This window comes from Chelatococcus albus, from assembly GCF_030067675.1.
In the GTDB taxonomy this organism is placed as follows: domain Bacteria; phylum Pseudomonadota; class Alphaproteobacteria; order Rhizobiales; family Beijerinckiaceae; genus Chelatococcus_A; species Chelatococcus_A albus.
On the sequence record NZ_JASJEV010000001.1, the window covers coordinates 687,444 to 699,764 of the forward strand.

A 12,321-nucleotide genomic window follows, 5' to 3' on the forward strand; every position below is an offset into this window, starting at 1 on the left:
ACAATCAGGGAGGGCCCGAGGAGCAACGCTGCAAGGAGCTCCGAATGCCTGTTCAGAAAAGGGCGGCAGCCGCGGAAGTCGGCGCGCCGCCGGCCGACACTCGCCATCGCCTCAAGTCCATATTCGGCGGGTCTATCGGCAATCTGGTCGAGTGGTATGACTGGTACGTCTACGCGGCCTTTTCGCTTTATTTTGCCAAATCGTTCTTCCCGAACGGAGATGCTACAGCCCAACTGCTCAATACGGCCGCGGTCTTCGCTGTCGGTTTCCTCATGCGCCCGATCGGCGGCTGGCTCATGGGCCTCTATGCCGACCGCTACGGCCGCAAGGCGGCGCTCACCGCCTCGGTCGTGCTGATGTGCTTCGGCTCACTGATCATCGCGATGACACCGGCCTACGCCACGATCGGCATCCTCGCGCCGATCCTCCTCGTCGTGGCGCGCCTCCTCCAGGGTCTGAGCGTCGGCGGCGAGTACGGGACCAGCGCCACCTACCTGAGCGAGATGGCGACGAAGGAACGCCGCGGATTCTATTCGAGCTTCCAGTACGTGACGCTGATCATGGGTCAGCTTCTGGCGCTCGCTGTGCTGCTCCTCCTGCAGAAGGCATTCCTGACCCCGGCCGAGCTCGAAAGCTGGGGCTGGCGCATCCCCTTCTTCATCGGCGCGCTCTGCGCCGTCTGCGCCCTCTACCTGCGCCGCAACATCGAGGAAACGGAGGCCTTCACCGTCAAGAAGGCGCGGCAACCCAAGGAAAACCTCCTCAAGGCGCTGCTCAGGCACCCGCGCGAGATCCTGACGGTCATCGGGCTCACCCTCGGCGGCACGGTCGCGTTCTACACCTACACGACCTACATGCAGAAATTCCTGGTCAACACCGTGGGTCTGACCAAGGACCAGTCGACGCTGATCTCAGCCGCCGCCCTCTTCATCTTCATGCTGCTGCAGCCCGTCGTCGGCGCCCTCTCCGACCGCATCGGCCGCCGGCCGCTGCTCATCGCCTTCGGCGTGCTCGGCTCGCTCGCGACCGTGCCGCTGCTCACGACGCTGAGCCAGACCAAGGATGCCTGGACGGCGTTCTTCCTCATCATGGCGGCGCTCGTCATCGTTTCGGGCTACACCTCCATCAACGCCGTGGTGAAGGCGGAGCTGTTCCCGACCAACATCCGCGCGCTCGGCGTCGGCCTGCCCTACGCGCTCACGGTCTCCATCTTCGGCGGAACGGCGGAGTATTTCGCCCTCCTGTTCAAGGACATGGGTCACGAGAGCGGGTTCTACTGGTACGTCACCGGCTGCATCGCCTTCTCGCTCGCGGTCTATGCCCTGATGCCCGACACGCGGAAGACGTCGCGCATCGACGCAGGCCACTGACGGGCCCGCCGCATCACATGGAGGCGCGCGCCACGGCCCCGGCGCGTGCCTCCTTGCGCCCGGCCCCGCCGCCAGGCGCATGCATGGCGCGGGCGCCGGCTCAGGTCCGTATGACCGGGTCGGGCGACAGCCACCAGCCTTTCCCGGCAACGAGGCAGGTGTCCTCCACTCCAGGCTCGCCGCGATGCAGCGACCGGGCCTTGCGCAGCGCTGCCCGCGCCAGCGCGATGGCGACGGCCTCACCCTCCGCACGATCCGTCCCGCCGACGAGCGGAATGAAGGAGACGGGCTCCAGCACCTGCACCCTGAAGGCCGCGCCACAGCGCTCAAGCCCCATGAGCACGCCCCGCCCGCGCGTGTCGGTCAGCGGAAAGACGAGGCGCCCGCCCTCCGTGAGGGCATCGAGCCAGGCCGGCAGCGGGCCGGTGGCGCCGGCGCAGACGTAGATCGCCTCGACCGGCGGCAGCAGCCCGAGGCAGTCCTCCGGACCGTGCACCGTGACGTTGTCGCGATCGGCGAGGCAGATACGCGCCCGGGCCGCGAGATCGGCTTCGATCTCATAGGCGTCGATCCAACCGCGCGGCCCGACGATCTCGGCGATGATGGCGGTGTAGTAGCCCGTGCCGCAGCCGATGTGGGCGACGCGGTCGCCCCTGCGCAGCTTCAGGGCGTCGATGCCCCCGGCATGCAGGGACGGCTCGCCATTGTTGATGCCGCGCATGGGGTCGAGCGCCACCAGCACGTCCTCGTAGATGTGCCGGGGATCGGCGTCGGCCGTACGCCAGTAGCCGAAGGCGCCGAGGACGATCCATGGCCCCGGCCCGAGAAAATCCTCGCGCGGCACCGAGGCGAAGGCGGCGACGATGCGCCGGTCGACCACGCGCTGCCGCGCCGCTATACGCTCGGCATAGCGCCGGCGCGCCTCCTCGACGGTCTCGGAGGGCATGGGCCCCTCCCCGGGAGCAGCGGCCCGCTGCGAGGGGAGAAGTCTACATCCCCTCGCGGGAATGATCAGCGGCCCCTTCCGCATGGCGCGCAAGACGAAGGGCCGCCCTCCGGCCATCGCCGGAAGGCGGGCCGTCCTCAGCGCGCCGCCACCACCATGATCTCGACGAGATACTGCGGGGCGGCGAGCTTCGCCTCGACCGTGGCGCGCGCCGGCGTATGGCCCTGCGGCACCCAGGCGTCCCACACCGAGTTCATGGCGGCGAAGTCCTTGATGTCAGCGAGCCAGATATTGGCCTTGAGGATCTTCGTCTTGTCGGTCCCGGCCTTCTTCAGGGTCTCGTCGATCGAGGCGAGGATCTGCCGGGTCTGGCCGGCGGCGTCCTGCGTCGTGTCCTCGGCCACCTCGCCCGACAGGAAGACGAGATTGCCATAGGCGACCGCCTCGCTCATGCGCGGGCCGACGCCGATGCGTTCGATGGAAGACATGCGCTTCTCCTTGTGCTGGAACGGCCCGCCGGAGGGCGCGCCGGGTATGAAGGGGATGGAAGGGAAGGAACGACCGGTCAACCGCGGCCGATATAGGGCATCTTGGTCGCCATCACCGTCATGAACTGGACATTCGCCTCGAGCGGCAGGCTCGCCATGTGCAACACGGCATTGGCCACATGCGCCGCGTCCATGAGCGGCTCGGCGCGGATGGAGCCGTCGGCCTGCGGCACGCCCTCGGCCATCTTCATGGCCATGTCGGTCGCGGCATTGCCGATGTCGATCTGCCCGCAGGCGATGTCATACTTGCGGCCGTCGAGGGAGGTCGAGCGCGTGAGGCCCGTGATGGCGTGCTTGGTCGCCGTGTAGGGCGCCGAGTTCGGCCGCGGCACCTGCGCCGAGACGGAGCCGTTGTTGATGATGCGCCCACCGCGAGGCGTCTGCTCCTTCATCAGCCTGAAGGCCTCCTGCGTGCACAGGAAGGGACCGGTGAGGTTGGTGTCGACCACGGTCTTCCACTGCTCGAAGGAAAGATCCTCGAGCGGCAGGCCGGGGGCGCTGACGCCGGCATTGTTGAAGAGCACGTCGAGGCGGCCGAACCGCTCCCGGCAGGCGGCGAAGAGGGCCTTGACCGACGCCGGGTCGGTGACGTCGGCCGACACCGCGAGCGCCCGCTCCCCTGGCGCGCCCGACAGCCTGATGGTCTCGTCGAGCGCATCCTTGCGCCGCCCGGCGAGAACCACCGAATAGCCGTCCTTCAGGAAGGCGATGGCCACCGCCCGTCCCACGCCGGAGCCCGCCCCCGTGATCAGCGCCACCTTGCCCTGCGATGCCATGCCGTTTCGCTCCCTGCACGTCGTTGGTGCGTCGATTCATGGAGAGATTAGCAGGGGGCTGCCCGGCGAATAGCCAAGCCGCCGCAACGCCTGCGCCCGGACCATGCCCCGCCGGCATGGGTGAGATCGCGATGCGCCGCCCCTGTCTGGCCGCCCCGGTGGCAGGCGGGACGGCGGCGCCTACATCCTGAACACGCCGAAGCGCGTCTCCTCCACCGGTGCGTTGAGGCAGGCGGAGAAGGCGAGGCCGAGCACCCGGCGCGTCTCGGAGGGCAGGATGATGCCGTCGTCCCAGAGCCGCGCGGTCGCGTAGTAGGGGCTGCCCTCTTCCTCGTAGCGCGCCCGGATGGGCGCCTTGAAATGCTCCTCCTCCTCGGCGCTCCAGGCTTTGCCCTCGGCCTCGAGGTTGTCGCGCTTGACCGTGGCCAGCACGCTCGCCGCCTGCTCGCCGCCCATGACGGAGATGCGACTGTTTGGCCAGGTGAAGAGGAAGCGGGGCGAATAGGCACGCCCGCACATGCCGTAGTTGCCGGCGCCGAAGGAGCCGCCGACGAGGACCGTGATCTTCGGCACGCGCGCGCAGGCGACCGCGGTGACGAGCTTCGCCCCGTCCTTGGCGATGCCTCCGGCCTCGTACTGCCGGCCGACCATGAAGCCCGAGATGTTCTGCAGGAAGAGCAGCGGAATGCGCCGCTGGCAGCACAGCTCGATGAAATGCGCGCCCTTGAGGGCCGATTCGGAAAAGAGGATGCCGTTGTTGGCGATGATGCCGACGGGCACGCCCCAGATGCGTGCGAAGCCCGTGACGAGCGTCGTTCCATAGAGGCGCTTGAACTCGTCGAATTCGGAGCCGTCGACAATGCGGGCGATCACCTCCCGGATGTCGTACTGCTTCTTCAGGTCGGTGGGCACGAGCCCTTCGAGCTCGGCGACGTCGAGCTTCGGCTCCACCGGATCGGCGAGCGCGATGTCGGTGGCCTTCGTCGTATTGAGGTTGGCCACGATGCGCCGGGCGAGCGCGAGCGCATGCACGTCATCGGTGGCGTAATGGTCCGCGACGCCCGACTGGCGGGCGTGCACGTCCGCCCCGCCAAGATCTTCGGCCGAAACGACCTCGCCCGTCGCCGCCTTCACCAGCGGCGGCCCCCCGAGGAAGATCGTGCCCTGACGCCGCACGATGATGGTCTCGTCCGACATCGCCGGCACATAGGCGCCGCCGGCCGTGCACGAGCCCATGACGACGGCGATCTGCGGAATGCCAAGCGAGGAGAGCGTCGCCTGGTTGTAGAAGATGCGGCCGAAATGCTCCCGGTCCGGGAAGACCTCGGTCTGATGCGGCAGGTTCGCCCCGCCGGAATCGACGAGATAGACGCAGGGCAGCCGGTTCTCGCGCGCGATTTCCTGCGCGCGCAGGTGCTTCTTGACGGTGAGCGGGTAGTAGGTGCCACCCTTGATGGTCGAGTCGTTGCACACGACCATGACCTCGCGGCCCTCGACGCGACCGATGCCGGTGATGAGGCCCGCGCCGTGGATGGCGTCGCCGTACATCCCGTGCGCGGCAAGCGGCGCGACTTCGAGGAAGGGCGAGCCGGGATCGATGAGCCGCATGACACGCTCGCGCGGCAGGAGCTTGCCGCGGGCAAGATGGCGCTCGCGCGCCTTCGGCGGGCCGCCGGCGGCTACCTCGGCCCTGCGCGCCTGCAGCTCCTCGCGTAGCACCGCCCAGGCTTCGCGGTTGGCCCGGAACTCGTCGGAATGCGGATCGACCGTGGTGGTGAGCGCCGGCACGTCGCCTCCCATCGCGCAAATCAGGGTTTCCCGTTGCGGCGGACTATGACGTGCGGGCGCCCGGGCGGCAACGTGCGGCGATGCGAAGACGCTGTGCGCCGCCAGCGGCGCGCCGCCTCGCCGACTAGCCGCCGACCGCCACCGTTTCGCCGAAGATGCGCTCGAAGGAGGCGCGCATCACCGAATCGACCTCCGGCATGGTCACCGGAATGCCGAGATCGACGAGGCTCGTGACGCCGTGCTGGCGCACGCCGCAGGGCACGATCCCGCAGAAATGCGTGAGATCCGGCTCGATGTTGAGCGCGATGCCGTGGAAGGTCACCCACTGCCGCACCCGGATTCCGATGGCGGCGATCTTGTCCTCGGCGAGCGCCCCCTTCTCCGGCCGGCGCACCCACACGCCGACCCGGTCCTCGCGCCGTTCGCCGCGCACGTTGTAGGCGGCGAGCGTGTCGATGAGCCAGGCTTCGAGCGCCGCCACGTAGCGGCGCAGGTCAGGCGCCCGGCGCTTGAGGTCAAGCATGACATAGGCCACACGCTGGCCCGGCCCGTGATAGGTGAACTGGCCGCCGCGGCCGGAGCGGTAGACCGGGAAGCGGTCGGGCTCGACGAGGTCTTCGTCCCGCGCCGAGGTGCCGGCGGTATAGAGCGGCGGATGTTCGAGGAGCCAGACGCGCTCGGCCGCCCGGCCGGCCGCGATCAGGGCGACCCGCTCCTCCATGGCGGCGACGGCGGTCTCGTAGTCGACGAGCCCGTCGCTCACCAGCCATTCCACCGGACGCCCGCCGTCTCGGGGAAGCAATGCCGCAGTGAGCCCGTCGCGCGCGTTAACCAATGGTTCACCCTGTTTTGATGTTGTGCTCGACGAGCACCGGCCGCCCCTGCGGCTGCAGGCTGGAGGTGGGTTTCGTGGCTTCTCTCGACAAGATCGATCTCGACGTCACCGTGGTCCTCGGCACGGCGCGCATGCCCATCCACAAGCTCCTGCGCATGGGCCGCGGTGCCATCATCGAGCTCGAGACGCCCGAGAACGATGCGGTTGAAATCCTTGCCAACGGCCATCCCATCGCCCGTGGCGAGGTTGTCGTCAACGGCACGCACATTGCCGTCGAGGTCAAGGAACTCATCCGCAAGCCCGAGGTCATCGCCCGCTGAGGACGACGTTGCCCACAGGCCGCGCGAGAGCCCTTTCGACGCACTTGTGGACCCGACATCGATCTGTTACACCCCCGCTCGCTTCGGCGGGACAGCCTGAACGAAGCGCTCCCGCGGCCGTGGCGGAATTGGTAGACGCGCTAGCTTGAGGTGCTAGTTGGGCAACCAGTGGAGGTTCGAGTCCTCTCGGCCGCACCAAAGTTTCTCCCGAGCCTCGCGGCTCCGAACGGCGGCTCTTACGGCCGCCGTTTCGTTTTCCGCGCCGCGCACACGCGCGCCCGAGCCCGAACGGTTGCATGCGAAACCGTTCATCGCGAGTTCAAGCGGGTGCTCCTAGCCTCCTGCGCATGTCGGCCCATCCGACACCATCTCCACGAGGAGAATCACCATGCGCAAGCTCAGTCTCGGAACGCTCGCCACGCTCGGCCTGCTGATCGCCTCGCCGGCCTTAGCCCAGACGACGGCACCGGCCACCCCGGCGACGCCGGCCAAGCCGCCGGCGGGCACCATGGCTCCGGCTGCGCCCGCGACGGCGCCCAAGCCCGCGACGGCCCCGGCCACCACGGCGAAGCCGGCCGAAACCCTCCTCGACATCAACTCCGCATCGCTCGCCGAACTCGAGGCCCTGCCCGGCATCGGCAAGGTGCGGGCCGAGGCGATCATCAAGGGCCGGCCCTACAAGGGCAAGGACGAACTCGTGCAGAAGAAGATCGTGCCCGAGAGCGTCTACAAGGAGATCAAGGACAAGATCATCGCCAAGCAGAAGTCCTGATCGGGTGCTTCCGATGCGACACAGATGGGAAACGGCAGCCCCACGGCCGCCGTTTCCCTGCCGGCGCCCCGTGCCCGCCCGTCGCCGGGGACGCTGGACATAATCGTGCCACAAGCGTGGTGTCTTGCGCGCCCTCCCGCCAGGACCAGCCGCAAGCCCACGATGCGCCGCACGAAACTCCTCGCCGCCCCCCTCTTCCTCTCCCTCGCGGCCTGCTCCGGCCTGGTCGACGGCACGCGGCTGAAGGTCGAATCGGTCGATTCGCGCGATGCACCGGCAGCAGCGGCCACGATCTCGCGCTTCCGCGCCTCCCAGGGACTCGGCGCCGTGAAGGTCGACGACGTCCTGAACGCGGCGGCCAGGCAGCAGGCCGAGGCGATGGCCGCGAACGGCAAGCTGTCGCACAACGTCGCCGGGAGCTTCGACAGCCGCATGCAGGCGATGGGCTTCAAGTGGGGCTACAGCGCCGAGAACCTCGGCATGGGCTACGACGACCTCGCCGAGGCGGTCGCGGGCTGGCAGGCGTCCCCCGGCCACCGCAAGAACCTGCTCATGCCGCAGGCGACGCGCATCGGCCTCGCCCGCGCCCGTTCCGGCCGCACCAACTACTGGGCGCTCGTGCTGGCGAGCCCCGACATGACGCCCGACGGTCGCCCCAAGGTCGCCGAAGCCGGCAACCCTCGATCCGCGCCGTTCTCCTGGGGCAGCGGCTTCGTCGCCCACCGCTGACGACGCGGCGGCCGCGCGCCGCCGCCCGCCTCAGACGAGGCCGAGATCGGCAAGCCCCTTGCCGGCCATGACGACGCCGACGAGGAAGACGATCGCCGCCGACACGAACGGCAGGCGCCCGGCCCAGGCGTCGAAGCCGCGCCAGCGCCGCGTGACGGTCTGCGCGCCGACCGCCGCGGCGACGCCAACGCCGACGAGCGTCACGGCAAGGCCGGTGCTGAAGGCGGCGACCATGGCGACGCCGAGCGCGAAGGCCTTGAGGTGCAGGCAGACAAGCAGCACCGCGATGGCCGAGGGACAGGGCAGGAGACCGCCCGTGAAGCCGAACCAGGCGATGTCGAAGGGCCCCACCGGCCGTCCCGCATAACGGCGGCCGATGTTCGCGACCTCGCCATGATGGTGGTCGTGATGCCGCCGGTCAGTGGAGACGGCATCACCCTCGCCGGCCGCCATGCCCCCCGCATGATGATGATGGGGATGATGGTGATGGCCGTGATGATCGTCCCCGCTCCACAGCGGCCAGAAGAGCCGCAGGGCAAGGGCGATGACGAGCAGGCCGGAGGCGAGCATGAGCCACGGTTCGGCCTGTTCCATCACGAGCTTCTCGCCGAGGCTCAATCCGAGCAGCGCCAGACCCCAGACGATGATGGTATGGCCGACGGCCGCCGCAAGGCCGAGCAGGATCGCCTGCCCCGGCGTGCCGCGGATCGCGACGATGAAGGCCGCCATCAGCGATTTGGCGTGCCCCGGCTCCAGCGCGTGCAGCGCCCCGAGCAAGAGCGCGGCCGGCAGGAAGAGCCACGGGTTGCCCGCTCCCGAAGAGATGATGCTGGCGATATCCGGCACGCCGACCTCTCGCGTCCTGCTGTCACAGATATTTGGCGAGCGCCCGCAGGTCGGCGAGGCGCGTCCGTGCCTCGCCGCCGCCTGCGGCATCGTCGAGCCAGTGCTCGATGTGGTGGTGGATCAGCTCGCGTTTGGCGTTGGCGACCGCGCTCTCGACGGCGTGGAGCTGCTGGCTGAGGGCGACGCAATCCCGCCCTTCCTCGATCATGGCGATGACCGAGCGCAGATGCCCTTCCGCCCGTTTCAGGCGCGCGACAATGCCTGGATAGTCCGCATGGCTCATGACCATATCCTATCCTGGGGGATAGGATATGCAAGCCTCCGGTCACCGCTGTCCGATGCCGCCGAACCGCCGTCCGGCCGGTCGCCCGCCCCGCTCTTGCACGTGGCGTGATTGTCATCGCCGTCCGACCTCCCTACAAAGCCGGTCCGTTCCTCATCCGACGCGGGCAGGGCCATGCAGGACGTCGAAAACCAGACGGCGCCGGAGGTGCCCGCATTCCGCGACGACGGCGGCAATGTCAGCGGCGCCTTCGCGGCCCTGGTCTCGCAAGCCGTCACGACAGGGGACGCCGCGTCGCTGCGCGCGCTCGTCTCCGACCTGCACGAGGCGGATGTCGGCGCCCTCATCGAGGCGCTCGACAGCGGCGAGCGTCCGCGCTTCATCGAACTGCTCGGCGAGGACTTCGACTTCACGGCGCTGACCGAGGTCGACGATGCCGTGCGCGAGGAAATCCTCGAGGAAATCCCGAACGAGGAGATCGCCGAGGGGGTGCGCGACCTCGAGGTGGACGACGCCGTCTACATCCTTGAGGACCTCGACGAGGAGGACAAGGCGGAGGTCCTCGACCGGCTTCCGGCCCTGGAGCGCGTCGCGCTGCAGCGCTCCCTCGAATATCCGGAGGATTCCGCCGGGCGGCGGATGCAGACGCAGTTCATCGCCGTGCCGCCGTTCTGGAGCGTCGGCCAGACCATCGATTACATGCGCGAGACGGAGGATCTGCCCGACACCTTCTACGAGATCTTCGTCATCGATCCGGGCTACCACCTCATCGGCACGGTGCCGCTCGACAAGCTCCTGCGCTCCAAGCGGCCGATGAAGATCGGCGACATCATGAGCGAGGATCAGCACCTGATCCGCGCAACCGACGACCAGGAGGAAGCCGCGCGCCTCTTCCAGCGCTACAACCTCGTCTCCTGCGCCGTCGTCGACGTTTCCAACCGCCTCGTCGGCGTGATGATGGTCGACGACATCGTCGACGTCATCGAGGAGGAGGCGGACGAGGACCTGAAGGCGCTCGGTGGCGTCAAGGGCGACGAGGAATTGTCCGATACCGTGCTCTACACCGTGAAGAGCCGCTTTCCCTGGCTCTTCGCCAATCTGATCACGGCCGTTCTCGCCGCCACCGTCATCGCGTTCTTCGAACATTCCATCGAGAGGATGGTGGCGCTCGCCGTGCTCATGCCCATCGTCGCCTCCATGGGCGGCAATGCCGGCACACAGACCATGACGGTGACCGTTCGCGCCCTGGCGACGAAGGAACTGCACCGGTCCAACGCCTGGCGCGTCATCCGTCGCGAGCTCGCGGTCGGCGCGACGAATGGCCTTGCCTTCGCGCTCATCCTCGGCAGCGTCGCCGTCGGCTGGTTCGGCATCCGCGACCTCGGCATTGTCATCGGTATGGCGATCCTCACGGTTTTGACGACGGCCGCGCTCGGAGGCATTCTGATCCCGTTGCTGTTGAGCAGGTTCGGCGTCGATCCGGCGGTCTCTTCGGGCCCCTTCGTCACCACCATCACGGATGTCGTGGGCTTCTTCTCCTTCCTGGGGATCGCGACCCTGTGGTTCGGGCTGTCGTAAACAGATCCTCAAGGATTTCGGTCGAATCGTCGGCCATGCGCCGACGTCTTCACTCAGTCCCCATCCTTCGCCCGTCTCTCGCGCGCCTGCCTGCGCTCCCGCGCGGTACGCTCGCTCCGGTGCGGGCGCTTCTCGCGCTTGCGGCGCTGACCTTCGTCGGCGGCTGCGCCATGATGGAGACCTACTATCCGGCCAAGGGCGACAGCCGCCCGCACCCGGGCGTGGCGCGGGCGCATCGCCTGCCGATCCACGGTATCGACATCTCCAAATGGCAGGGCGACATCGACTGGAAGGCGGTGCGCGACGCCGGCACGCAGTTCGTCTTCATCAAGGCCACCGAAGGTGGCGACCACGTCGACGAGCGCTTCCTCACGAACTGGTACGGCGCGAAGGCCGCCGGCATCCCGCGCGGCGCCTATCACTTCGTCTACTGGTGCCGCCCGGCGCACGAGCAGGCGCAGTGGTTCAAGCAGCACATCCCGAACGATCCGGACGCGCTGCCGCCCGTGCTCGACGTGGAGTGGAACGGCCATTCCAAGACCTGCCCGCAGAAGGTGCCGCGCGAGGACGCCCTGGAGAAGATCAAGCTCATGCTGGCCGAGCTCGAGGCGCATACGGGCAAGCGGCCGATCATCTACACCGACATCCCCTTCCATCGCGACGTGCTGGAGGGCGAGCTCAAGGGCTATGCCTTCTGGATCCGCAGCACGGCGGCCGAGCCGCATGAACGCTACGCCGGCCGCGAGGACTGGACCTTCTGGCAGTTTACCACCACCGGCCGCGTGCCCGGCATCCGCGGCAACGTCGACCGCAACGCCTTCTTCTCCACCGCCGAGGTGTGGGAGAAGTTCAAGAACGGCGAGTGGTACGGCGGCACGGAGACGGCAAGCCTCGACTGACAGAAGGCTCCCGTCGAAGGGCCCGCTCGCCCCTGCCGCTAGAAGGGGCCGAACCAGCGCGGCACCCGTTCGCGATAGGCGCGATAGCTTGCGCCGAAACGCGCCTCGAGATGGCGCTCCTCGCGCTCGATGGCGAGCTTCTGCAGACCGATGGCCATGGCGGGCGCAAGCAGCAGGAGCCACGGCCAGTTGGACGCCAGGCCGAGGCCCGCGAAGGCGATCGAGATGCCGAGATACATCGGATTGCGGGTGACGGCGTAGATCCCGCCGGTCGCGAGCACCTCGGCTCGCGCCGTCGGATCGACCGGCGTTCCGAGGCGCCGGAAGGTGTTGAAGCCCGACACGGCCAACGCGAGTCCCATGACGAGCAGGCCGGCTCCCGCCAGCCGCAGGCCCCACCAGACGCCGTTCGGGGCCAGCGGGTAGAGCCATTCGAGAAGCCCCGCCGCAACGAGCGTGCCCGCATAGAGGATGGGCGGCCAGTGCAGGCGGTTCGGGCGATCGCTGATGTCGCTCATGCGCAACTCCCAACCTGCATGTGGGATGCCTCGCCAGTGACTTTGCACAAGCGTGATCCTAAAACGAAAAACAAGACAGCAGGACTGACCTGCATATCCGACGGGCTTCCAGG

Annotated in this window: 13 protein-coding genes, 1 tRNA gene and 1 pseudogene; 7 read left to right on the plus strand and 8 right to left on the minus strand. The window is 68.3% G+C overall.

Features of this window, described 5'->3' with window-relative positions; all coding sequences use genetic code 11:
- The first annotated feature begins 44 nt into the window (after nt 1-44).
- Nucleotides 45-1,370 carry an MFS transporter gene (locus tag QNA08_RS03100; protein ID WP_283739193.1) on the plus strand — a complete coding sequence of 442 codons (1,326 nt, stop codon included), beginning with the start codon at nt 45-47 and terminating at the stop codon, nt 1,368-1,370.
- Between the two features lie 100 nt (nt 1,371-1,470).
- On the opposite strand, the gene QNA08_RS03105 is transcribed toward QNA08_RS03100, so the two are convergent.
- From QNA08_RS03105 to lipB, 5 genes are all read right to left on the minus strand, one after another.
- Complete coding sequence (locus tag QNA08_RS03105) at nt 1,471-2,316, minus strand: protein-L-isoaspartate O-methyltransferase family protein (protein WP_283739194.1); 846 nt, start codon at nt 2,314-2,316, stop codon at nt 1,471-1,473.
- Between the two features lie 137 nt (nt 2,317-2,453).
- Complete coding sequence (locus tag QNA08_RS03110) at nt 2,454-2,804, minus strand: RidA family protein (RefSeq protein WP_283739195.1); 351 nt, start codon at nt 2,802-2,804, stop codon at nt 2,454-2,456.
- 77 nt (nt 2,805-2,881) lie between these two features.
- The gene (locus tag QNA08_RS03115) at nt 2,882-3,640 is read right to left on the minus strand and encodes an SDR family oxidoreductase (protein WP_283739196.1); all 759 of its coding nucleotides are present in this window, start codon (nt 3,638-3,640) and stop codon (nt 2,882-2,884) included.
- Nucleotides 3,641-3,820: 180 nt separating this feature from the next.
- Nucleotides 3,821-5,428 (minus strand): carboxyl transferase domain-containing protein, encoded by a 1,608-nt coding sequence (locus tag QNA08_RS03120; RefSeq protein WP_283739197.1) that lies wholly within the window; start codon nt 5,426-5,428, stop codon nt 3,821-3,823.
- Between the two features lie 124 nt (nt 5,429-5,552).
- Entirely contained in the window at nt 5,553-6,263 is a 711-nt protein-coding gene (gene lipB / locus QNA08_RS03125) for a lipoyl(octanoyl) transferase LipB (RefSeq protein WP_283739198.1), read from the minus strand.
- Between the two features lie 74 nt (nt 6,264-6,337).
- On the opposite strand from lipB, the pseudogene QNA08_RS03130 reads away from it, so the two are divergent.
- From QNA08_RS03130 to QNA08_RS03145, 4 genes and pseudogenes are all read left to right on the plus strand, one after another.
- A pseudogene (locus QNA08_RS03130) lies at nt 6,338-6,574 on the plus strand (FliM/FliN family flagellar motor switch protein); the annotation flags it as partial.
- A gap of 122 nt (nt 6,575-6,696) precedes the next feature.
- Nucleotides 6,697-6,781 (plus strand) — tRNA-Leu (locus QNA08_RS03135).
- Nucleotides 6,782-6,971: 190 nt separating this feature from the next.
- A complete protein-coding gene (locus QNA08_RS03140; RefSeq protein ID WP_283739199.1) occupies nt 6,972-7,355 on the plus strand; it encodes a ComEA family DNA-binding protein in 384 nt (127 codons plus the stop codon).
- A gap of 162 nt (nt 7,356-7,517) precedes the next feature.
- Nucleotides 7,518-8,084, plus strand: coding sequence for a CAP domain-containing protein (locus QNA08_RS03145; RefSeq protein ID WP_283739200.1), 567 nt, complete (start codon nt 7,518-7,520; stop codon nt 8,082-8,084).
- Nucleotides 8,085-8,114: 30 nt separating this feature from the next.
- Here QNA08_RS03145 and QNA08_RS03150 read toward each other — a convergent pair whose 3' ends face one another.
- A complete protein-coding gene (locus QNA08_RS03150) occupies nt 8,115-8,930 on the minus strand; it encodes a nickel/cobalt efflux transporter (RefSeq protein WP_283739201.1) in 816 nt (271 codons plus the stop codon).
- Nucleotides 8,931-8,952: 22 nt separating this feature from the next.
- Nucleotides 8,953-9,213, minus strand: coding sequence for a metal-sensing transcriptional repressor (locus tag QNA08_RS03155; RefSeq protein WP_283739202.1), 261 nt, complete (start codon nt 9,211-9,213; stop codon nt 8,953-8,955).
- Nucleotides 9,214-9,387: 174 nt separating this feature from the next.
- On the opposite strand from QNA08_RS03155, the gene mgtE reads away from it, so the two are divergent.
- Nucleotides 9,388-10,791 (plus strand): magnesium transporter, encoded by a 1,404-nt coding sequence (gene mgtE, locus QNA08_RS03160; RefSeq protein ID WP_283739203.1) that lies wholly within the window; start codon nt 9,388-9,390, stop codon nt 10,789-10,791.
- A gap of 35 nt (nt 10,792-10,826) precedes the next feature.
- Nucleotides 10,827-11,690 carry a glycoside hydrolase family 25 protein gene (locus QNA08_RS03165; protein WP_283739204.1) on the plus strand — a complete coding sequence of 288 codons (864 nt, stop codon included), beginning with the start codon at nt 10,827-10,829 and terminating at the stop codon, nt 11,688-11,690.
- 38 nt (nt 11,691-11,728) lie between these two features.
- On the opposite strand, the gene QNA08_RS03170 is transcribed toward QNA08_RS03165, so the two are convergent.
- Nucleotides 11,729-12,208 carry a methyltransferase family protein gene (locus QNA08_RS03170; protein WP_283739205.1) on the minus strand — a complete coding sequence of 160 codons (480 nt, stop codon included), beginning with the start codon at nt 12,206-12,208 and terminating at the stop codon, nt 11,729-11,731.
- Nucleotides 12,209-12,321: the final 113 nt, after the last annotated feature.